The following is a 21,691-nucleotide window of genomic DNA, read 5'->3' on the forward strand; positions in this document are numbered from 1 at the left end:
CGCCGCCGGGGTGTCCGGCGTGGGCCAGGACCCGGAGGGACCCGGCCCCGGCGCGGTCCTCTTCGACCGCGACGGGACGCTGATCGTGGACGTCCCCTACAACGCGGACCCCGCCCTCGTGCGGCCCATGCCGGGCGCCCGCGCGGCGCTGGACGCGCTGCGGGCCCGGGGCGTGGCGGTGGGCGTGGTGACGAACCAGTCGGGCGTGGCGCGCGGCCTGTTCGGGCGCGACGGCGTGGCGGCCGTCAGGCGGCGGACCGAGGAGTTGCTCGGCCCGTTCGCCGTCTGGGCCGTGTGCCCGCACGGCCCGGAGGACGGCTGCGGCTGCCGGAAACCGGCGCCCGGACTCGTCCTCGCGGCCTGCGACCGGCTCGGGGTGCCCCCGGCGCGGACCGCGGTCGTCGGCGACATCGGCGCGGACCTCGGCGCCGCCGCGGCGGCGGGGGCGCGCGGCGTCCTCGTCCCGACGCGCGCCACGCGCCGCGAGGAGATCGCGGCGGCCGGGGAGAAGGCCCACGATCTGCCGGGCGCGGTGGCGCTGCTGCTGCGGCCGGTCGGGGGAACGTCCGGCGCCGGCCGGGGCGGGGACGGCCGGTGCGCGGACGGGGGCGTCCGGCGGCGCAGGGAGGGGTGTGCGCTGTGACCGCTGAGTCCGCTCCGACCAATGCGACCGCCGCGACCGCGACCGGCCCCCGCACGCTCGTCGTCCGCCTCGACAGCGCGGGCGACGTCCTCCTGGCGGGCCCGGCCGTGCGCGCCGTCGCCGCCGGGTCGTCCACGACCGCGCTGCTGTGCGGCCCGCGCGGCGAGGACGCCGGGCGGCTGCTGCCCGGCGTGGACCGGCTGCTGGTGTACGACGCCCCCTGGGTGAGCCTGACGCCGCCCGAGCCGCGCCGCGACGACGTGCTCGCGCTCGTGGAGCGGATCGCGGACGGACGGTTCGACCGGGCGCTCGTCCTCGCCTCGTACCACCAGAGCCCGCTGCCCGCCGCGCTGGTGCTGAAGATGGCGGGCATCCCGTGGATCGGCGCCGACAGCGAGCACTACCCCGGCTCGCTCCTCCAGCTGCGCCACCGCCGTTCGCCCTACCGGCACGAGGCCGCCGCCGCCCTCGAACTGGCCGAGGCGGCGGGCTTCGCGCTCCCCGAGGGCGACAACGGCACGCTGCGCGTCGCGGGCCATCCCGACATGTCGGCGCTCACCGGCACCGAGCCGTACCTGGTCGTGCACCCGGGCGCCGCCGTACCCGCCCGCACCTGGTCGCCGGAACGGGCCTCGCGCGCCGTCGCGGCGCTCGCGGCGGCCGGGCACCGCGTCGTCGTCACGGGCGGCGCGGGCGAGGCGTCGCTGACGCGGCGCGTGGCCGGGGACGACGCGCTCGACCTCGGCGGGCGCACCGGGCTGCGCGAGCTGGCCGGTGTGCTGGCGGGCGCGCGGGCCGTGATCGTCGGCAACACCGGGCCCGCCCACCTGGCGGCGGCGGTCGGCACGCCCGTGATCAGCCTGTTCGCGCCGGTCGTGAGCGCGGAACGGTGGCTGCCGTACCGGGTGCCGCACCTGCGGCTCGGGCGGCAGGACAGCCCGTGCGCCGACAGCAGGGCGCGGCTGTGCCCGGTGGCGGGCCATCCCTGTCTCGACTCGATCACCGACCAGGAGGTGCTGGCCGCCGTCGCCGCGCTGACGGGCGGCGGAAACCGGCACGGCGCCCCGGTCGGCCCGAAGGCGGTCGCATGAACATCCTCCTGTGGCATGTGCACGGCTCGTGGACGACGGCGTTCGTCCAGGGCCCCCACTCCTACCTGGTGCCGGTGCTGCCCGACCGCGGCCCGGACGGGCTCGGGCGGGCGCGGACGTACTCCTGGCCCGCCTCGGTGACCGAGGTGGCGCCCGAGGGGCTGCGCGACGCGCCGGTGGACCTGGTCGTCCTCCAGCGGCCGCACGAGGCGGACCTCGCCGAACGGTGGCTCGGCGGACGCAGGCCGGGCCGCGACGTGCCCGCCGTCTACCTGGAGCACAACGCGCCGCACGGCGACGTGCCGGACACCCGCCACCCGTTCGCCGACCGCGACGACCTGACGCTCGTGCACGTCACCCACTTCAACCGCCTGTTCTGGGACGCCGGGCGGACGCGGACCGCCGTCATCGAGCACGGCGTCGTGGACCCCGGGCACCGCTGGACGGGTGAACTGCCGCGCGCCGCCGTCGTCGTCAACGAGCCGGTCAGGCGCGGCCGCACCACCGGCACCGACCTGCTGCCGGGACTTTCGTCCGCCGTCCCGCTCGACGTCTTCGGCATGCGCACGGAGGGCCTCGCCGAGCAGCTCGGCGTCCCGTACGCGCGCTGCCGCTCGTACGACCTGCCGCAGGCGCGCCTCCACCAGGAGGTCGCGCGGCGGCGGCTGTACCTGCACCCGGTGCGCTGGACGTCGCTCGGCCTGTCGCTGATCGAGGCGATGCACCTCGGGATGCCGATCGTCGCGCTGGCCACCACCGAGGTCGCCGACGCGGTGCCCGCGGAGGCCGGGGTGATCTCGACGCGGCCCGAGGTGCTGGAACGGGCGGCGGACGCGTTCCTGCACGACGAGGACGCGGCGGCCGAGGCGGGGCGTGCGGCGCGGCACGCGGCGCTGGAGCGCTACGGCCTGAAGAGGTTCCTCGACGACTGGGACCTGCTGATGGAGGAGGTGATCCGCTGATGAGGCCCCACACGACCCCTGCGAATCCGGCCGAGCCCCCGGGAGGGCTGGCCATCGCCCTCGTCTCCGAGCACGCCAGCCCGCTGGCCGCGCTCGGCGGCGAGGACGCGGGCGGCCAGAACGTGCACGTGGCGCAGCTCGCCGCCGAACTGGCCGACCGCGGCCACGCGGTGACGGTCTACACGCGCCGCGACTCCACCGCACTGCCGCTGACCGTGCCGATGCGGCCCGGCGTGACCGTCAGGCACGTGCCGGCCGGGCCGCCGGAGACGGTGGCGAAGGACCGGCTGCTGCCGTTCATGGCGCAGTTCGGGGCGTTCCTCGAACGGGAGTGGGCGCAGGCGCCGCCCGACGTGGCGCACTCGCACTTCTGGATGTCGGGCGTCGCGACGCTGCAGGCGACCGGCCCGCTGCGCATCCCGTTCGCCCACACGTTCCACGCCCTCGGCACGGTGAAGCGGCGCCACCAGGGCGCGGCGGACACCAGCCCGGCCGACCGCGTGACGTGGGAGCGGTACGTGGGCCTCAGCGCCGACCACACCGTGGCGACGTGCCGTGACGAGGTGGCCGAGCTGACCGCGATGGGGCTTTCCCCGGCGCGGATCAGCGTGGTGCCGTGCGGCGTCGATCCGGAACGGTTCACTCCGGTCGGCCCCGCCGAGCCGCGCGGCCGGTGGCGGCACCGGATGCTCCAGCTCGGGCGGCTCGTGCCGCGCAAGGGCGCCGAGCTGTCCATCGCGGCGCTGGCGCGCGTGCCCGACACCGAGCTGGTCATCGCGGGCGGCCCGCCGCCCGCCGAGATCGACCGCGACCCGGAGGTACGGCGGCTGCGGGCGGTGGCGCGGGCGCACGGCGTGGCGGAGCGGGTGCGCTTCACCGGCGGCGTGGCGCGCGACGAGGTGCCGACGCTGCTGCGCGGCGCCGACCTGGTGCTGTGCCCGGCGGACTACGAGCCGTTCGGCATCGTGCCGTTGGAGGCGATGGCGTGCGGCGTGCCCGTCGTGGCGAGCGACGTCGGCGGGCAGCGCGACACGGTCGCCGACCCGGGCACCGGCAGGCTCGTGAAGCCGGGCGACCCGCTGGCGCTCGCCGAGGCCGCCGCCGGGCTGCTCGCCTCCCCGCGGGAACGGGCGGCGCGCGGCGCGGCCGGGCGGCGGCGGGTGCTGACCCGCTACCGCTGGGCCACGGTCGCCGCGGCCACCGAGGAGGTCTACCGCGACATCACCAGCCGCCGTCCCGCGCCCGTCAGCGGCACGGCCTGACCCCGACCCCCGCACCACCGGAGGAGACCACCATGCACGCACCGCGCAGCGCGCACCGGCACTGCCAGTCGCTCCACGACGCGCTCCGGTCGTTCCGGGACGACGGCGAGTACGGCCTGACCCAGGCCGTCCTGTGGGGGCGGCGTCTCGCGGACGTCCTGTCGGGCGGCGGCAGGCTGCTGGCGGCGGGCAACGGCGGCAGCGCCGCCCAGGCGCAGCACCTGACGGCGGAGCTGGTGGGCCGTTACGCGGCGGACCGGCGCCCGTTCTCGGCGATCTCGCTGCACGCGGAGACGTCCAGCGTCACGGCGATCGGCAACGACTACGGCTTCGACGAGGTGTTCGCCCGCCAGGTCGCCGCGCACGGCAGGGAGGGCGACGTCCTCGTCCTGATGTCCACCTCGGGCAGCAGCGACAACCTGCTCAGCGCCGCCACGGCGGGCCGCAACGCGGGTCTGCGCGTGTGGGCCATGACCGGGCCGGTGCCCAATCCGCTGGCGTCGCAGGCGGACGAGGTGCTGTGCGTGGACTCCGCCAGCTCGGCGACGGTGCAGGAGGCGCACCTGGTCGCGCTGCACGTGGTGTGCGAGGCGTTCGACGAGGCGCTGGAGGAGGCTCCGGAGGCGCGGCAGGCCGCCAGGCCCGCCAGGCCCGTCAGCCCCGAGACGGCCGACGCGCCGCCCGCGCCCGCCGTGCTGACGCGCCGGGAGGCGGCGTGAGCGCGCCGCGCGGGCCGCTGGTCGTCGTCGGCGACATCCTCCTGGACGAGGACGTGACCGGCGAGGCCACCCGGCTCGCGCCCGACGCGCCCGTGCCGGTGGTCGAGGTGCAGGCCGAGCGGCGCCGCCCCGGCGGCGCGGGGCTCGCGGCCGCGCTCGCCGCGCGGGACGGCCGGGAGGTCGTGCTCGTCACCGCCATCGGGCAGGACAGCGCGAGCGAGGCCGTACGCGCCATGCTGCCGCCGTCCGTACGGCTCGCCGAACTGCCGCTCGCGGGCACCCTGCCGGTCAAGTCCCGGGTCATGGCCGACGGCCGCCCGCTGGTGCGCATGGACAGGGGCGGCGGCACGACCGGCGAGCCGGGCCCCGCCGTACGCCGCGCGCTGGCCGGGGCGGGCGCGGTCCTCGTCGCGGACTACGGGCGCGGCGCGGCGGCCGCCGTGCGGCAGGAACTGGCCGAGGCCGCCGGGCGCGTCCCCGTCGTGTGGGACCCGCATCCGCGCGGACGCCCGCCGGTCGCCCGCGCCCGCCTGGTCACGCCGAACGAGCACGAGGCCCGGCTGTTCGTCCGCGAGCACTGCCCCGGCGTCGCCGGGATCGTCACCGAGGAGGGCGACGACTCGCTGCGCGCCCACAGCCTGCGCGGCGCGCTGCTCGCCGAGCGCTGGCAGGTCGGCGCGGTCGCGGTGACGCTGGGCGACCGCGGCGCGGTGCTGACGCGCGCCGACTCGGACGACCCCCTGTACCTGCCGGTGGCGGCGGGCGGCGACTGCGACCCGTGCGGCGCGGGCGACTGCTTCGCGGCGACGGCGGCGACCGTCCTGGCGGACGGCGGGCTGCCGTCGGAGGCGGTGAGCCGCGCCGTCGAGGCGGCGGCGGCCTTCGTGACGGGCGGCGGGGTCGCGAGCCCGGTGGGCTGGCGCCGCCAGGCCGCGCCGGCGGACGTGCCCGGCACGGTGCCGCGCGACCTGCCCGCGATCCGCGCGCTGACGGAGACGGTACGGGCGCGCGGCGGCACCGTCGTCGCCGCCGGGGGCTGCTTCGACCTGCTGCACGCGGGCCACGTCCAGTTCCTGGAGAACGCGCGGCGCACCGGCGACTGCCTCATCGTGTGCGTCAACTCCGACGCGTCCGTGCGCCGCCTGAAGGGCCCCGGCAGGCCGCTCAACCCGGCGGAGGACCGGGTGCGGGTGCTGGGCGGTCTCGGCTGTGTGGACGCGGTCGCCGAGTTCGGCGAGGACACCCCGGAGGCGCTGCTGCGGGAGCTGCGGCCGGACGTGTGGGTGAAGGGCGGCGACTACCGCGTGAGCGACCTGCCGGAGGCGGCGGCGCTGCGCGAGTGGGGCGGCCAGACCCTCGTGCTGCCCTACCTGGACGGCCGCTCGACGACGGAACTGGCGCGGCGCGCCGCGTTCGTACGCCGGTGAGCGCTCCTCGCGTACTGGTGCTGCGGGCGCTGGGTCTCGGCGATCTGCTGACGGCCGTCCCCGCGCTGCGCGCGCTGCGCCGCGCGTACCCGGGCCACCGGCTTGTGCTGGCCGCACCCGAGGCGCTGCGCCCCGCCGTCACCGCCACCGGCACGGTGGACGAACTCCTGCCGACCACCGCACCCCTGCGCGAGGTCCCCACCCACATCCCCTGGACGGGACCGCCCCCGGCCCTCGCCGTGGACCTGCACGGCTGCGGCCCGGATAGCGCCGCCCCACTGCGCGCACTGCGCCCTGGCGCCCTCCTCGCCTACGCGGACGCGTCCGGCCCGGCATGGGACGAGGGCGAACACGAACGAGCCCGCTGGTGCCGCCTCCTGACGTGGCACGGCATCCCCGCCGACCCGACGGACTTCCGCATCCCCCCGCCCACCGCCCCCTCCCCCGCGCCGGGCGCCGTCATCCTCCACCCGGGCGCGGACGCGGCCGCCCGACGCTGGCCCCCCGACCGCTTCGCAACGGTCGGCGCGGCACTGCACCAGGCGGGTCACCGGGTGGTGGTGACCGGCAGCCGGACGGAGACGGCACTCACACGACAGGTGGCACAGGACGCGGGCCTGCCGGACGACACCGTACTGGCCGACATCCCGTTCCCGACCCTCACGGCACTGGTGGCATCGGCACGCGCGGTGGTCGTCGGCGACACGGGCATCGCACACCTGGCGACGGCACTCGGCACACCATCCGTCGTCCTCTTCGGCCCTGTATCCCCCGCCCTATGGGGCCCACCCCAACTCCCACACCACCGCACACTGTGGCACCCGGACAACCCATCACTCCCCCACCCAGGCAACCCTCACGCCACAACCCCCGACCCATTCCTTCTCCGCATCACACCACCCGAAGTCCTGACGGCACTCGACACGGCCACACTGTCCAACTCGGCACCCCGCCCCCACTGACGACCTGTCGGCCTTCCCGGTGGACGACGGCGCCTCCGGCCGACTGGAGTCCGGTGGGAATGGACTCCGACCCGACACCTGAGGACGTGTCCCTATCCCTGGGTGTCTGACGCGGCCCGCCCGGCAGCACGCCGGGGCGTCCCGGGCCCCTTGTGAGGTGCGGAGCGATCGCCAATCATGGGACGGTTGGGGGAAGTCGCCCAAGTGATGCAGGAGTGGCGTGCATGGTGGTGGGGAACGGCGAGGCCGCCTGGGGGCGCGGCGGACCGGCGGTCCGGCGGGTGACGCCGACCGGTGAGGCGGACAACTCCGGTTGTCACGGGCGCGCATGAGGAACCGCCGCCTCAGCCTCATGCTGCAGATCCTGGTGGTCCTCCTCGCGAGCCTGCTGGGGATCGTCACCAACTACGCGACCAACGTCGAGGACGTGCCGTTCGCCCTCCAGGTGTTACAACGGGTCGCGGTGCCCGCGATCGGCCTGCTGATCCTCGCGATGATCGTGACCCAGGCCGCCGTCTACCGGCTGGAGAGGCCGGCTCCCCCGCCGCGTGTCTGGGACCGGAGGCAGCCGCCCTACCCGGGGCTCGACGCCTTCACCGAGAACGAGGCCGCCGTCTTCTTCGGCCGCGAGGCGCAGATCGCCGAACTGACCCGGCGGCTGCACGAGTCGCCGTCCCGGCACGCGGACCGCTTCGTGGCACTGGTCGGCGCGTCGGGCAGCGGCAAGTCGTCCCTGGCCCAGGCCGGGGTGCTGCCGCGGCTGCGCGAACGGCGCTGGACCGTGCTCCCGGTGCTGACCCCGGGAGCCAACCCTGTCGGTGCCCTGGCCGACGTACTGGCCGAGGCGGCGGGCGGCGCGGAGAGCGGCGGCGTGATCGCGCGGCGGCTGCGCCAGTCGCCCCGGATGCTCACCGAGGAACTCGCGCGGCTGCGCCGTAGCGGCCGTTTCCGCAGCATGCTGCTCCTGGTCGACCAGTTCGAGGAGCTGATCACCCTCGCCGGGGAACGCGAGCGGACCGCGTTCCTCCATGCCGTCGAGCACGCCCTCCGGCACGACTCGCGACTGTACGTCCTCGCCACCGTCCGCATCGAGTTCCTGCACGACTTCCTCGGCACACCGCACGCGGAGCTGTTCCAGAACCCCGTCGCCATCGGCAAGATCGGACGCGCCCAGCTCGCCGAAGCGGTGGAACGGCCCGGCGCGCTGGTGAACATGGCCTTCGCCCCGCGCCTCGTGGACACGATCCTCGACGACACGGGCGACCACGACGCGCTGCCGCTGCTCGCGTATCTCCTCCAGGAGCTGTACTTCGCCTCGGGCCCGGACTCGACCGTCACCGAGGAGCTGTACCGGGGGCTCGGCGGCGTGGCCGGAGCCCTGGCGCGCCAGGCCGACCACGTGGTGTCGGAACTCCGCGGCACCGAGGGCGCCGACGCGATCCCGCGCGCCCTGCTGAAGTTCGTCACGGTCGAGGGACGGCAGGCCACGCGCCGCCGCGTACCACTCGCCGAACTGACGTCCGGGGAACGGCGCATCGTCGACGCGTTCATCGACGCCCGGCTCCTCGTCTCGGACTCGGGCAGCGGGAGCGGCGGATCACCGGAGCCTTTCGCGCACGTGGCGCACGAGGCGCTGTTCCGCCAGTGGCCGCCCCTGCGGCAGGAGGTCGAGGCCCGCGCGGAACAGCTCAGGCAGCGTGCCGAGCTGGAACGCTGGGCCGCGGACTGGGAGCGGGCCGGGCGCAGCGCCGACTACCTGCTGACCGGGGAACGGCTGTCGCTCGCGCAGAGGTGGCTCGTCGCGCTGGAGGAGAGCGGCCAGGCGTCCGGGACGGTCCGCGCGCTGGTCGTCATGTCGCGCGACCGTGATCTGGCGCATCTGCGGCGGGTGTCGGAGAGCATCGGCCAGTACGTACTCGCGAACGCGGAGCAGGATCCCGAGTACTCGATCCTCCTCTCACTGGCCGCGCTGGACGAGTGCGCGCAGACGCCGACGGCCAGGCGGGGGCTGATGGCGGCGCTCGCCTCCAGCCATCTCGCCGCCCAGTCGGCCGGACACACCGACACGGTGCGCGGCGTGGCCTGGTCCCCCGACGGCCGCTGGATCGCGACCGCGTCCCGCGACGGCACGGCGAGCGTCCTCGACGCGGCGTCCGGCCGCGTCCGTACGGTGCTCCCGGCGCAGGGGTGCATGGTCGAGGCGGTGGCCTGGGCGCCGGATTCGCGGAAGGTCGCCACAGCCTCCCGCGACCGGCTGGTACGCGTGTGGGACGCCGACACGGGTGCCCAGCTCACGGCGCTCACCGGGGCCACCGACATCGGGCGCTCGGTGGCGTGGTCGCCGGACGGCACCTGGCTCGCCGGGACGTCGCGTGACCGCGTCGTCCGTGTCTGGCACGCGGAGACCGGGCGCCTCGCGCACGAGTTCCCGGGGCACACCGACGATGTGTGGGGCGTGGCCTGGTCGCCGGACGGCGCGCGGCTGGCCAGTGCGTCGCACGACCGCACCGCGCGCGTGTGGGATCTGGCGGCCGGGACGTTCGTGGCGACGGTGCGCGGCCACGCCGACTTCGTCGAGGGCGTGGCCTGGTCCCCCGACGGGCGGAGCCTCGCCACCGCCTCCGGCGACCACACCGTTCGCGTATCCGACGCCGCCACGGGGCGGCTGCGCCTGCTGGTGCGGGGGCACAGCGACTATGTGTGGAACGTGGCGTGGGCGCCCGACGGGCGTTCGCTCGCCTCCGTCTCGTCCGACCGGACGGTGCGGCTGTTCGATGCGGAGGACGCCAAGCCGCTGGCCGTGTTCCGGGGGCACGGCGACACCGTGTGGGGGGTGGCCTGGTCGCCGGACGGCACGCGTGTCGCGTCGGGTTCGTCGGACGCGACGGCCCGCGTCTGGGATGTCCGGCCGCGTGGCGCGGAGCGGGTCCTGGTCGCGGGGCACCGGCTGCCGGCGAACCAGGCGGTCTGGTCGCCGGACGGCAGGCAGATCGCCACGGCGTCGGACGACGGCACCGCGCGCGTGTGGGACGCGGAGACCGGCGCGGCGACGGAACGGACCGTACGTCACCCGGAACGGGTCTGGGGCGTCGACTGGTCGGCCGGACGACTGGCCACCGGATCGGGCGACGGAAGCGCGCGCATCAGCGGCGAAGGACGCGGCATCGACCTGGGCGACGGCCGCACGACCGTCGAGGCGGTGGCGTTCTCGCCCGACGGCACCCGCCTCGCCACCGGAGGGCATGACGCGGTCGTGCGCGTCTGGGATGTCCGAACGGGTGACGAACTCGCCGTCTTCGAAGGGCACCAGGACTGGGTCGGCGCCGTCGCCTGGTCGCCCAGCGGGCGTTTCCTCGCGTCCGGGTCCGACGACCGCACCTGCCGCGTGTGGGATGTCGCGGAGGGCCAGCAGGTCACCGTCCTGCGGGGTCACGAGGGGTACGTGGACGATGTCGGCTGGTCGCCCGACGAGCGGCGGATCGTCACCGCGTCCGGCGACTGGACCGCGGGCCTGTGGCTCGTCGCCAGCGGTCAGCGGGTCGGCGTCCTGCGCGGGCACGGCGGCCGGGTCCGCGGCGCGTCCTGGTCCCCCGACGGGAGCCGGCTGGCCACCTGCTCCGACGACCGGACCGTCCGCGTCTGGTCGGCCGACAGCCAGGAGGAGACCGGGATCGCCGGGGTGCACCAGGACAAGGTCACCTCCGTCGTGTGGTCGGCGGACGGCAGCGAACTGCTCACCGCCTCCTTCGACGGCACCGCGCGCGTCTGGTCTGCCGGTCCGGACCTTGACCGGCTCCTCGCCGCGGCGCGCAACCGCGTCTTCCGGTCGCTCACCCCGGAGGAACGGCTGCGCCACATGCTGCCGCTGGCCCCCTGAGCGGATCGGGTGCCGGGTGGAGGGCCGTCACAGGACGGTTTCGACCTCGCGCTCTTCGGTCCGCACCAGGTAGTCGTCCGGGTCGAGGTCCATGGCCGCCCGCTCGGGGGCGGCCCAGTAGCGTGCGTTGCGTTCGGCGAAGGTCTCGGGGCCCTCGTAGGAGATCAGCCAGATGAAGAGGTTCCGCTCGCGGTCAAGCCAGGCACCGCCGATCTCGAAGCCCAGCCGGAGGCGCAGAGGCACGATCTGGCGGCGCCACCGTTCGGCCCACTCGTCGAGCAGCCCCTCGCGGACGGTGTAGGTGCGCAGTTGCGTGGTCCTCGGCATGCTCTGCTCCCTCGGATGTCGACCGGACACAGGCGAACCTTCCCACTCCCCCCACGGGCAACCTCCGGGAGGCGACGGGTTGTTCGGGGTCAGTCGGTGAGGAAGGTGACGAACTCGTAGAGCAGCAGGGCTGCGAAGAAGAGCATGATCGTGCCGGATATGCGCTCGAACCACAGGGCTTTGCGGGGGGTCAGGAAGCGGCGTGTCGCGGCTGCGCCTGCGGCGAGGAGGAGGAACCAGAGCCATGAGGCGCTCACCGTGCCGCCCGCGAACACCGTGCGTGAGGCCTCGGGTTGGGCGGCGACCGCGGCTCCGATGACGCCGACCGTGTCGAGGATCGCGTGCGGGTTGAGCAGGGACACGGCGACGGTGCGGCGGATCACCGTGCGCGCGGAGAGGACCTCGCCGGCTTCGAGGCTCAGTGTGGTCGCGCCGCTGCGCCACGCCTGGACGCCGAGGAAGGTGAGGAACGCGGCGCCGCCGAGGAGGAGGACGCCGCGCAGGGCCGGGAAGCCGTTCAGCAGGCCCGACGCGCCGGCGGCCCCGGCCAGGATGAGCAGGGTGTCGCAGCAGCCCGCCGCCACCACCGCCCAGCATGCCCGGGGCCAGCCCACGGCGAGGCCCTGGCCGACGATGAACACGTTCTGGGCGCCGATCGGCACGATCAGGGCCAGGCCGAGCGCCAGCCCGGCCAGGTAGGTCGTCGCCATGCCTCAGTCGTCGCTCCGCCCGAGGAGTTCCCAGGAGACCTGTGCGGCGTGGGGGGTCAGGAGCGCGGTGAGGGACGCGGCGGCTTCGGCGAGGAGCGCGCGCCCGCCGTCGCCCTGTGCGGATTCCAGCAGGAAGACGATGGCGCGGGAGTCGGCGGTGACCTTGGTCCGGTCGGCGTCGCGGTGGTTCCAGTGCCGGGTCAGGACGGAGGTGGTGTCGGCGTACACCACCTCGCCTGGGCCCGGCTGTTCCGTCGCCTCCGGTTCGCCGAGGGGCGTGAAGACGTCGCCGTCCCGCGCCGGGCGGAGGTGGATGTCGCCGTGGACCTCGTCGAGATCGAAGGCTCCGGCGGGCAGCACGTGCCGGACGGACACGGAGTTGTACGCGTCCACCGGCGCGTTGACGCGGGGCAGTCGGCCGTTGCGCCCGAGGCGGCGGCACAGGGCGTCGACGCTGGGCCTGGTGCGGCGGGGGTTCGTGCCGAAGTCGCGGTAGACCGCGTGCCAGGCGGCGATCCGGGGGTCGGTCTCGCCCGGCGCGGTCCACGCTCCGGAGGCGGCGTCGGCCTCAAGACCGGCCAGGGCGGCCTCCGCGTCGGCCCAGGTGCCGGTGCCGTCCACGCCGCGGGCGGTCACGGCGGCGACGGAGACGTCGGGGAACTGTTTCGCGACGGCTTCGTCGATGTGGATCGTCGTCATGCGGCCTGGCCTCTTTCGTGACGGGCGTCCGGGAGTGTCTCCGTTCCCGGCCACCCGGTGCGCGGGCTTTCCAGAACCCGAGTACGGTACCTGAGTCCGGTGCGGTACTCCGCATTCCGTTCGAGCAGGAGCCGGTGCAATCGGGCGAGTTGATGGTGCGGAACGCCCGGCCACAGGTGGTGGACCGTATGGTGGCCGTCGCCGTGCGGGTGGATCAGCGCCCGTTGGAGAAAGCCGAGATTGCTGACGGTCGCGGCGAATACCGTGTCGGCCTCGCGGTAGACGTGTTCGCCGCTCTCCGCGAGGAAACGCAGCGCGGGCAGGGCCAAAAGGTGGGTGGCGAGCCATGCCGCACCGGCGAGGGCGGCCCATGCCGTGTCCCCGAGGAGCCATGCGGGCAGGACGACCACGGCGGCGCACCACGCGAAGGGCAGGGCGGCCGCGACGGGCGCGGAGCCGAGGGTGGCCAGCCAGCCGCGCTGGTAGGGGCCGAACCTGCGCAGCAGGCCGAGGGTGAGGGGGGCGACGCCGGAACGGTCGAGGTCCTCCAGGCCCAGCTCCTCGTAGCGCTGGCGGTCCGGATCGGCCGAGGTGCCGAAACGGCCGTGGTGCACCAGGTGACTCGACCGGTAGTCGGCGATCCGTGCGCCGGTGGGGACACCGGCGAGCAGGGTCGCCAGGACGTCGCCGAGCGTGCGGTGCTTGCGGCTCCAGTTGAAGTGGGACGCCTCGTGGACGAGGCATTCGAGGGCCCGTAACTGCCGCGCGGCCAGGAGCACGGCGACGGCGAGCGCGGCGGCGGTGAGCGGCCGTCCCGCGTCGCGGACCGGTGGCGACGTCGCGGCCAGCAGGAGCGCCGGGACCGTCAAGTGGTCGAACAGCGCGACGGTGACGGTCCACCACAGGCGCGTGGCGTGCGCTCGGGCGATGGCCGCCCGGAGTTCCGGCGGATTGCCGTACCCCCTTCTTGTAGACGGCCTCGGTGGCGCGTGTCCCCGTTTCAGGGCGTGCGAATACCACTGCCCTCTCCTCCCCCGTTCACCGACTTCCCCCGTCCACGCGGAATGCGAAGCGCGGACCATGGCATCGTAGTCCGGCAAGCAGAGGGAAAGGAAAGGGATTTACCGTGTCGTGATTTCCGGAAAGCGGAAGCGAGGGGAATGCTTCCGGAATTAGGGGGCGCGCGGGGTGGTGATTCACCGCGCCGATTCCCCGGTCGCGCGCCGGGCCTCTGTTCGAGGAAGGGCTGTTCGGGGACGGGTCGTTCGGCCGTCAGCCCACGTAACGGCGTGCGCGGGAGGTGCGCTGGGTCTCCTCCAGCAGCCGCAGGCGCGCCTCCACGTCGCCGGGGACCGCGCGCCGTTCCCTGAGCACCCAGGGCAGCCCGGCCAGCGCGCGCAGCACGGCGACGGCGGAGGTGCGGTCGTGCGGCACGGTCAGCAGCAGGTGGGCCGTGCGGCGCAGGACGGCGGCGGGCGGGCGGCGCAGCCAGGTGTACCAGAGCGTGTTGCGGATCCCGTCAGAGCGGCGGCGGGTGGGGTCGCGCAGTCCCGACGGTTCGTGGTGGACGCGCAGGTCCTCGGCGTAGACGAGCCACCAGCCCGCCGTCATGAGGTCGGCGGCGAGCAGTTCCTCCTCGCCACCCAGCCACAGCCGGGGGGAGAAGCCGCCCGCCGCGCGGAAGGCGTCGGTGCGCAGCACGGTCGCGCCCGCGAGGAACGAGCCGAGCACAGGGCCCGGCAGCCCTTCGGGCCTGGGCAGCGGGGAGGCGCGCAGTTCCTCGACGATCGGGTCGTCGGTGCCGTCGGGCTCCACGATGATGCGGGCGGTGACGGTGGCGACGTCCGGGTGGGCGTCGAGCAGGTCGGCGGCGGTGCGCAGCGAGCCCGGCTCCCACCAGGTGTCGTCGTCGCAGAAGGCGGTGTACGGGGTGGTGACCTCGCGGACGGCCAGGTTGCGGCCGATGGCGCCGAGGTTGGCGCCGGGGCTGAGGACGCGCAGCCCGGGGTGCCGGGCCGCCGCCGCGCGGGCGCTGCCGTCCGTCGAGCCGTTGTCCACGACGATGACGCGCGGCCGTTCGGGCAGCGCGGTGAGCCGGTCGAGGGTGCGCAGCAGTTCGTCGCGCCGGTTGTGCGTGATGACGACGACGGTGACGCGCGGGTCGTGGCGATCAGGCGGTGACATGGGCGCGCTCCAGGAGGCGTACGTCCGCCTCGACCTCGGGCGGCAGGGGGCGGCGGGCGCGCCACGCGGCGGGGAGGCGGGAGACGACCTGGCCGAGCGCCTGCCGGGCGACGGGGTCGGCGGGCGCCTCGCGGGCCAGGCGCCAGGTGTCGCGCAGGGCGACGGGGAGGGGGCGGCGCAGCCAGGCGGTGAGGTTCTCGTTGCGGCGCATGATGGCGCGGCGTTCGGGCCTGGGGTCGTCGGCGGGCTCGTGGACGGCGGTCAGCTCCGGCGCGTAGGCGACGGTCCAGCCGGCGACGGTGAGGTCGTACGCGAGCAGGGTCTCCTCGCCGCCGATGAACAGCAGCGGGTGGTATCCCCCGGCGGCCAGGTAGGCGCTGCGGCGCGTGACGGCGGCGCAGCCGAGGAAGCCGAGGACGGGCGGTCCCGGCAGTCCGACGGGGCCGGTGAGGGGGGAGGCGGCGAGTGCCCCGTTGACCGGGTCGGGTTCGCGGGCGGCGCCGACGACGGTGCGGGCGGCGAGGAGGCCGATGCGCGGGTCGTCGTCCAGCAGCCGCACGGCCTCGGCGAGGGAGCCGGGCTCCCACCAGGAGTCGTCGTCGCTGAAGGCGATGTACGGCTGGCGCAGGGCGCGGACGCCCGCGTTGCGCGCGAGGGGGCCGAGGTTGTCCGGCATGGGGAGGACGCCGACGGCGGGGAACCGTTCGGCGACCATGGCGCGGGTGTCGTCGGTGGACGCGTTGTCCACGACGAGGATCTCGGGGTCCTCGGGCAGCGCGGAGAGCCGCTCCAGCGTGACGGCGAGCCTGGCGGCGCGGTTGCGGGTGGCGATGACCACCGCGATGGACGGGTGCGGCACGCGGCGGCGAGTGCCCGGCGCGCGCGGTCCGAAACACTCCCCGCCCGCGCGCCCTGGGCGTGTTTGGCGTGCCGCGGGCCGGGGACCCGGGGCCGATGCTGAGTGAAGGCGGACACACCCTCGTGACCGGCTGGTTCAGCCTGGTGGACGGCGAGGCGACGGCCGGGGACGTCCTGGCGCTGTCGCGCGTGTGCGAGGTCCTCGACGCGCGGGGCGTGCCGTACGACGTCGCGTGGAGCCCGCGCTTCCGCCCCGGCGGCCTGTCGCTGGAGGCGGCGCGGCCGGAGGACTACGCGCGGCTGATCTTCGTCTGCGGCCCGCTGCACGGTCCGGCGCTCGCCGCGCTGCACGAGCGGTTCGCGCACTGCCACCGCATCGCCGTCGGCACGTCGGTGATCGATCCGGACGACCCGGCGGTGACCGGTTTCCACAGCGTCCTCGCCCGTGACGCGGCCGGGCGCGCGCCGACGCAGGACCTGTCGCTGCGCGCGCCGCGCGAGCCGGAGGCGCCGGTGGTCGGCGTGGTGCTGACGCAGGGGCAGCGCGAGTACGGCGGGCGGCGGGCGCACGACGAGGTGGCGCGGCGGGTGACGGACTGGCTGGCGGGCACGCGCTGCGCGCCCGTCGTGGTCGAGACGCGCCTCGACTCGCGCGACGGGCGGCTGTGCGGCACGCCGTCGGAGCTGCTGTCGGTGCTGGAACGGCTCGACGTCGTGGTGACCGACCGGCTGCACGGTCTGGTGCTGGCGCTGCGCGTCGGGGTGCCGCCCATCGCGGTGGACCCGGTGCGCGGCGGCGCGAAGGTGACTGCGCAGGCGCGGGCCTGCGGCTGGCCCGCGCTGATCCCGGCGGAGCGGCTGGACGAACGGCGGCTGGACGCGTGGCTCGGCTGGTGTCTGGAGCGGGGGCGCGCGGTGGCCGGGATGCGGGGGCGGTGGCTGACCGCCGCGTCCGACCCGGCGGACGACCTGTCGTGGGACCTGCGGGACGCGGCGCACCCGGCGGACGCCGCCTGAGCCGCCACCCGGCCGCACCCCGGCCACATCCCGCCCGAAAAATCCTAAGTGGCATGTTTGAGAGGTTTGCCCTTGTCGGGCAGGGTGGGCGGGAGGGCGCCCCCGCCCGCCCCGACAGGGAAGGACACAGGACGCAGATGTCCCCGCAGGACAAGCACGGCCCGATCCCGGAGAAGCAGGAACACCTCGACCCGCTGCGCGACAGCGGGGCGGACGCGTACCTGACGACCAACACCGGCACCCGGCTGCACGACACCGACAACTCCCTCAGCGCGGGCGAGCGCGGCCCGACGCTGATGGAGGACTTCCACTTCCGGGAGAAGATCACCCATTTCGACCACGAGCGCATCCCGGAGCGCGTGGTCCACGCCCGGGGCGCCGGGGCGTACGGGCACTTCCGGCCGTACGAGTCCATGGCCGAGTGGACGAAGGCCGACTTCCTCCAGGACCCGGACCGCAGCACGCCGGTCTTCGTGCGCTTCTCGACGGTGGCGGGCTCGCGCGGTTCGGCCGACACGGTGCGGGACGTGCGCGGTTTCGCGACGAAGTTCTACACCCGCGAGGGGAACTACGACCTGGTCGGCAACAACATGCCGGTGTTCTTCATCCAGGACGCCATCAAGTTCCCCGACTTCGTCCACGCGGTGAAGCCCGAGCCGGACAACGAGATCCCCCAGGCCCAGTCGGCGCACGACACGTTCTGGGACTTCGTCTCGCTCCAGCCCGAGTCGATGCACATGGTGCTGTGGACGATGTCCGACCGCGCCCTGCCGCGCAGCTACCGGATGATGCAGGGCTTCGGCGTCCACACCTTCCGCTTCGTGGACGCGCGCGGCAAGGGGACGTTCGTCAAGTTCCACTGGCGCCCGCTGCTCGGCGTGCACTCGCTCGTGTGGGACGAGTGCCAGAAGATCGGCGGCCAGGACCCGGACTTCAACCGGCGGGACCTGTGGGAGGCCATCGAGGCCGGCGACTTCCCCGAGTGGGAGCTGGGCGTGCAGCTGGTGGACGAGAAGGACGAGTTCTCGTTCGACTTCGACCTGCTGGACGCGACGAAGATCATCCCCGAGGAGATCGTGCCGGTGCGGCCGGTCGGCCGGATGACGCTGGACCGCAACCCGGACAACTTCTTCGCCGAGACCGAGCAGATCGCGTTCCACACGGCGCACGTCGTGCCCGGCATCGACTTCACCAACGACCCGCTGCTCCAGGGCCGCAACTTCTCCTACCTCGACACGCAGCTGATCCGCCTCGGCGGCCCCAACTTCCAGCAGCTGCCCGTCAACCGCCCCGTCGCGCCCGTGCACAACAACCAGCGCGACGGCTACGGCCAGCACCGTATCCACCCCGACCGCACGGCGTACGCGCCCAACTCCCTCAGCGGCGGCTGCCCCGGCGTGGCGACGGCGGACACCGGCGCGTACGTCCACTTCCAGGAGCGGGTGGACGGCGTCAAGATCCGCAAGCGCAGCGACAGTTTCCACGACCACTACAGCCAGGCGACGCTGTTCTGGAACAGCATGGCCGACTGGGAGAAGGACCACATCGTCGCCGCGTACCGCTTCGAGCTGGGCAAGGTCGACACCGTCGCGATCCGCGAGCGCACGATCGAGCAGCTCAACCACATCGACAACGTGCTGGCGTCCCGCGTCGCCGAGGGCCTGGGCCTGACGCCCCCCGCGGGGCCCGCCATCCCCAACCACGGCCGTACGTCCCCGGCGCTCAGCATGGCGCATGGCCAGGGCGGTTCTGTGGTGACGCGCAAGGTGGCGATCCTCGTCGCGGACGGTGTGTCGGAGGCGGACGTGGCCGCGCTGCGCGACACCCTCACCGCGGCCGGGGCGGTGCCCGAGGTGCTGGCGCCGCGCGCGGGCGAGGTCCGGGCGGCGGGTGACGGGACCGTGGTCGCGGTGGACAGGGCGCTGACCACCATGGCGTCCACGCTCTACGACGGCGTGGTGGTCCCGGGCGGCGAGGAGAGCGTGCGGACGCTGGCGGCGCTGGGCAGGGCGGTGCACTACGTCAGCGAGGCGTTCGCGCACGCCAAGAGCATCGCGGCGGTCGGCGCGGGCGTGGAGCTGCTGCGGTCGCTGCGGCTGCCGGGCGTACGGCTCGCCGGTGACGGCGACGGCGTGGTGGACGACCACGGCGTGGTGACGGCGGGTTCGGGTGCGGGGCCGACGGAGGTGGCGCAGACGTTCACCGAGGTGCTCGCGTACCACCGCCACTGGGACCGCGACGTGGACGCCGTCCCCGCCTGAGGACACGGCCCCGGCGCGCGCCGGGCATGCCGCCCCTTCCCCCGGGTACCGCCCCGGGGGAAGGGGCGGTGCGCATGGATGGACACGCGTACGGAACGGGGCGCGGCGGGCCCGTCCGTGTCGCCGACGTGATGACCCCGGCGGTGACGGCCCTGCGCCCGGACGCGTCGCTGGTCGAGGCGGCGCGGCTGATGCGGGACCAGGGTGTCGGCGAGGTCCTCGTCGCGCAGGACGGGGTGCTGCTCGGCATGCTGACGGACCGGGACATCGCGGTGCGCGCGGTCGCGGAGGGGCTCGATCCGCTGCTGGTGATGTGCCATGCCGTCTGCACGCCCGATCCGCCGGCCCTGTCGCCCGACGACGAGATCTCCGTCGCGGTGCGGCTGCTGCGGGCGGCGGCGGTGCGGCGGCTGCCGGTGGTGGACGGGGACGTGGTGGTCGGCATGGTGGGCGTGGTGGGCGTGACCGGCGTGGGCCCGCCGGGCTTCTGACCGGCGGGCCGCGGGCGGGTCAGGCCGCGTGCCGCCCCGGGTCCTCCCCCGCGTCCTCGCCCGCCGCCTGCCTGCCGGACCGCTCGTCCCGGAAGACCCGTGCCAGCTCGGGGCTGGCCGAGTCGATGGGCACGGAGCCGGAGCGCACCATGCCCAGCTGCACCGCCTGGCGCGGCTGGGCCGCTTCGAGGAGCCAGTCGGCGGCGACGCGCAGCCGGTTGCTCGGCATCGCGAAGAGGTGGTAGCCGCGCGTGACCGCGCCGGCGAGCGGCCCGGAGAGGTTGATGTGCAGCGGGTCGGCCGCCGCCTGGAAGCCGCCGAGGTCCACGACGAAGCCCTTGTCGTGGTGGACGTACGGGCGGCGCTCGCCCATCCCGTAGCGCGCGGCGACGTTGCGCGCCGCCGTCTTCCCGTGCCGCCAGGCGTGCTGGGCGGTCATGGGGGTGAACGCGCCCGGCGGCTTCGTCAGGTCGGGCACGGCCGCCGCGTCGCCGCAGGCGAAGACCTCGGGGTGGCCCGGCACGTTCAGGTACTTGTCCACGCACACCCGGCCCCGTTCGGTGGGCAGGCCCACGTCGGCGACCAGCGGGTCGGGGCGGACGCCGACGCACCAGATCAGCGTGCGCGTGTCCATCTCCGAGTCGTCGGTGAGGACGATGCCGTCGGGCCTCGCCTCCTTCACCGACGTCTCCATCCGCACGTCCACGCCGCGCTGCCGCAGCACGCGGTCGGCGGTGCGGGAGAGGCGTTCGTCCAGCTCGGGCAGCACGCGCGGCGCGATGTCGAGCAGCGTCCAGCGCGGCTTGACGGCGCGGCGGCCGTCCTTGCGGCGCGCCAGCGAGTCGGCGAACATCGCGCCGTGCGCCGCCAGCTCCGTCCCCGTGTAGCCGGCGCCGACGACGACGAACGTGCTGCGGGCGCGCGCCTCGGCCGGGTCCTTCGCGGCGGAGGCCAGCTCCAGCTGCCGGACGATGTGGTCGCGCAGGTACAGCGCCTCGGGCAGGCCGCGGAAGCCGCGCGCGTGCTCGGCGACGCCGGGGATCGGCAGGAGGCGGCTGACGCTGCCGACGGACAGGACCAGCGTGTCGTACGACAGCTCGCCCTCGCCGTCCTCCGGGTCGGTGTAGTGCACGCGCCGGGCGTCGAGGTCCACGCCGTGCGCCTCGCCGAGCACCAGGCGTACGCCCGGCAGGGTCCCCGTGAGGGACACGGTGACCCGCCGGGGTTCCAGGATTCCGGCGGCGACCTGCGGGAGCAGGGGCAGGTAGAGGAAGTAGTCGGTGGGGTTCAGCAGGACGATGTCCAGCTTGTTGCGGGCGCGGCGGGCCAGGGTCCTGGCGGTCTGGTAACCGGCGAACCCCGCTCCGACGATCACCACTCGCGAGCGGCTCATGCCTCCGCCTCCTCAGCGCGTTGCCTTCGTGTTGAAACACGCCGAGTACCCCGTTTGTCCGGCGCTACCCGGGGGGACGTGCGGGGAGCGGTGTCAGCGGCCGTCACCTCTGTCGCTGTCCGTCTCGGCGTGCGAGGCGTACGGGCCGGGGCCCGCGTTGCGCCGCAGGTGCTGCGGGAGCGCGACCCAGATGACCAGGCAGAGCGCGAGTGCGCTCGCCCCCACGGCGATGCCCGCGGGGCGGCCGAAGACCACGTCCACGACCAGCAGGAGCGCGCCGGTGAGCGACAGGCCGAGGGCGGCGAGCCCCACGCCCGCGAGGCGGGAGGAGGTGTCCACGATGGTGCGTTTGGCGCCGAGGCCGAAGAGCTGGCGGTGCATCGCGGCGGGGCCGGTGAACATCACGGTCGCGACGAGCGCGAGCAGCAGTGTGACGACGTACATCACGCGCTGGGCGGTGTCGAGGTCGGGGAAGCGGGCGCTGAACGCGAGGGTGAGCAGGAAGGCGAAGAGCATCTGGACGCCGGTCTGCATGACGCGCAGTTCCTGGAGGAGTTCCGCGAAGTTGCGGTCGGCGCGTTCCATGGGGGTCTCGTCGCGCAGCGCGGACACGTGGTGGGCATGCCGGTCCGGTCTGCCGTCACGGGCGCCGCCGCTGTCGCTGCCTTCACTGCTGTTTCTGCCGTCCATGGCGTCATCGTGCATGGGCCGTCTCTCCTTCTCCGGGCAGGCACGAGCGGGTGCGGGTGGATGCCTGGTGTGCCCGGCGGGGCGGCGGAACGTTTCTTCACCGCCCGGCGCGCCGGGC

The 21,691-nt window shown here is 74.9% G+C and carries 19 protein-coding genes; 11 read left to right on the top strand and 8 right to left on the bottom strand.

Going from position 1 to position 21,691, the window contains the following annotated elements; translation table 11 throughout:
• The first annotated feature begins 19 nt into the window (after window positions 1-19).
• From ACIBPC_RS15275 to ACIBPC_RS15310, 8 genes are all read left to right on the top strand, one after another.
• Entirely contained in the window at window positions 20-643 is a 624-nt protein-coding gene (locus tag ACIBPC_RS15275; protein ID WP_398844569.1) for an HAD-IIIA family hydrolase, read from the top strand.
• Window positions 640-1,734: a glycosyltransferase family 9 protein gene (locus ACIBPC_RS15280; protein ID WP_398844571.1), complete on the top strand. Its 1,095-nt coding sequence runs from the start codon at window positions 640-642 to the stop codon at window positions 1,732-1,734. Before ACIBPC_RS15275 ends, ACIBPC_RS15280 begins: the two co-directional genes overlap by 4 nt.
• Window positions 1,731-2,696 (top strand): glycosyltransferase, encoded by a 966-nt coding sequence (locus tag ACIBPC_RS15285; RefSeq protein ID WP_398844573.1) that lies wholly within the window; start codon window positions 1,731-1,733, stop codon window positions 2,694-2,696. The genes ACIBPC_RS15280 and ACIBPC_RS15285 overlap by 4 nt, the downstream gene beginning before the upstream one ends.
• Complete coding sequence (locus tag ACIBPC_RS15290; RefSeq protein WP_362962410.1) at window positions 2,696-3,958, top strand: glycosyltransferase; 1,263 nt, start codon at window positions 2,696-2,698, stop codon at window positions 3,956-3,958. Before ACIBPC_RS15285 ends, ACIBPC_RS15290 begins: the two co-directional genes overlap by 1 nt.
• 32 nt (window positions 3,959-3,990) lie before the next feature.
• Complete coding sequence (locus tag ACIBPC_RS15295; protein WP_398844575.1) at window positions 3,991-4,677, top strand: SIS domain-containing protein; 687 nt, start codon at window positions 3,991-3,993, stop codon at window positions 4,675-4,677.
• Entirely contained in the window at window positions 4,674-6,104 is a 1,431-nt protein-coding gene (gene rfaE2 / locus ACIBPC_RS15300) for a D-glycero-beta-D-manno-heptose 1-phosphate adenylyltransferase (RefSeq protein ID WP_398844578.1), read from the top strand. Before ACIBPC_RS15295 ends, rfaE2 begins: the two co-directional genes overlap by 4 nt.
• The gene (locus tag ACIBPC_RS15305) at window positions 6,101-7,066 is read left to right on the top strand and encodes a glycosyltransferase family 9 protein (RefSeq protein WP_398844580.1); all 966 of its coding nucleotides are present in this window, start codon (window positions 6,101-6,103) and stop codon (window positions 7,064-7,066) included. The genes rfaE2 and ACIBPC_RS15305 overlap by 4 nt, the downstream gene beginning before the upstream one ends.
• Window positions 7,067-7,418: 352 nt before the next feature.
• Complete coding sequence (locus ACIBPC_RS15310; protein WP_398844582.1) at window positions 7,419-10,943, top strand: AAA family ATPase; 3,525 nt, start codon at window positions 7,419-7,421, stop codon at window positions 10,941-10,943.
• A gap of 27 nt (window positions 10,944-10,970) precedes the next feature.
• Here ACIBPC_RS15310 and ACIBPC_RS15315 read toward each other — a convergent pair whose 3' ends face one another.
• From ACIBPC_RS15315 to ACIBPC_RS15340, 6 genes are all read right to left on the bottom strand, one after another.
• Complete coding sequence (locus tag ACIBPC_RS15315; protein WP_398844585.1) at window positions 10,971-11,270, bottom strand: NIPSNAP family protein; 300 nt, start codon at window positions 11,268-11,270, stop codon at window positions 10,971-10,973.
• Window positions 11,271-11,359: 89 nt separating this feature from the next.
• The gene (locus tag ACIBPC_RS15320; protein ID WP_398844588.1) at window positions 11,360-11,980 is read right to left on the bottom strand and encodes a LysE/ArgO family amino acid transporter; all 621 of its coding nucleotides are present in this window, start codon (window positions 11,978-11,980) and stop codon (window positions 11,360-11,362) included.
• Between the two features lie 3 nt (window positions 11,981-11,983).
• A complete protein-coding gene (locus ACIBPC_RS15325; protein ID WP_398844591.1) occupies window positions 11,984-12,679 on the bottom strand; it encodes a B3/4 domain-containing protein in 696 nt (231 codons plus the stop codon).
• The gene (locus tag ACIBPC_RS15330; RefSeq protein WP_398844594.1) at window positions 12,676-13,548 is read right to left on the bottom strand and encodes a fatty acid desaturase; all 873 of its coding nucleotides are present in this window, start codon (window positions 13,546-13,548) and stop codon (window positions 12,676-12,678) included. Before ACIBPC_RS15330 ends, ACIBPC_RS15325 begins: the two co-directional genes overlap by 4 nt.
• A gap of 403 nt (window positions 13,549-13,951) precedes the next feature.
• Window positions 13,952-14,863 (bottom strand): glycosyltransferase family 2 protein, encoded by a 912-nt coding sequence (locus ACIBPC_RS15335; RefSeq protein ID WP_398844597.1) that lies wholly within the window; start codon window positions 14,861-14,863, stop codon window positions 13,952-13,954.
• Window positions 14,850-15,722, bottom strand: coding sequence for a glycosyltransferase (locus ACIBPC_RS15340; RefSeq protein ID WP_362962427.1), 873 nt, complete (start codon window positions 15,720-15,722; stop codon window positions 14,850-14,852). Before ACIBPC_RS15340 ends, ACIBPC_RS15335 begins: the two co-directional genes overlap by 14 nt.
• 95 nt (window positions 15,723-15,817) lie before the next feature.
• Between ACIBPC_RS15340 and ACIBPC_RS15345 the strand changes: the two genes are divergently transcribed.
• The 3 genes from ACIBPC_RS15345 to ACIBPC_RS15355 all read left to right on the top strand — a co-directional run bounded on the left by ACIBPC_RS15345 (window position 15,818) and on the right by ACIBPC_RS15355 (window position 19,490).
• The gene (locus ACIBPC_RS15345) at window positions 15,818-16,738 is read left to right on the top strand and encodes a polysaccharide pyruvyl transferase family protein (RefSeq protein WP_398844600.1); all 921 of its coding nucleotides are present in this window, start codon (window positions 15,818-15,820) and stop codon (window positions 16,736-16,738) included.
• 137 nt (window positions 16,739-16,875) lie between these two features.
• Window positions 16,876-18,999, top strand: coding sequence for a catalase (locus tag ACIBPC_RS15350; RefSeq protein ID WP_398844603.1), 2,124 nt, complete (start codon window positions 16,876-16,878; stop codon window positions 18,997-18,999).
• Window positions 19,000-19,073: 74 nt separating this feature from the next.
• On the top strand, window positions 19,074-19,490 hold the full coding sequence (locus ACIBPC_RS15355; protein ID WP_398844606.1) for a CBS domain-containing protein: 417 nt from the start codon (window positions 19,074-19,076) through the stop codon (window positions 19,488-19,490).
• 19 nt (window positions 19,491-19,509) lie between these two features.
• On the opposite strand, the gene ACIBPC_RS15360 is transcribed toward ACIBPC_RS15355, so the two are convergent.
• Together ACIBPC_RS15360 and ACIBPC_RS15365 are read right to left on the bottom strand one after the other, a co-directional pair.
• Window positions 19,510-20,883 carry an NAD(P)/FAD-dependent oxidoreductase gene (locus ACIBPC_RS15360; protein WP_362962435.1) on the bottom strand — a complete coding sequence of 458 codons (1,374 nt, stop codon included), beginning with the start codon at window positions 20,881-20,883 and terminating at the stop codon, window positions 19,510-19,512.
• 93 nt (window positions 20,884-20,976) lie between these two features.
• Window positions 20,977-21,588, bottom strand: coding sequence for a DUF6328 family protein (locus ACIBPC_RS15365; RefSeq protein WP_398844609.1), 612 nt, complete (start codon window positions 21,586-21,588; stop codon window positions 20,977-20,979).
• Between the last annotated feature and the right edge of the window lie 103 nt (window positions 21,589-21,691).

Origin of the sequence: Streptomyces sp. NPDC049879, assembly GCF_044461265.1 — a bacterium.
In the GTDB taxonomy this organism is placed as follows: Bacteria; Actinomycetota; Actinomycetes; order Streptomycetales; family Streptomycetaceae; genus Streptomyces.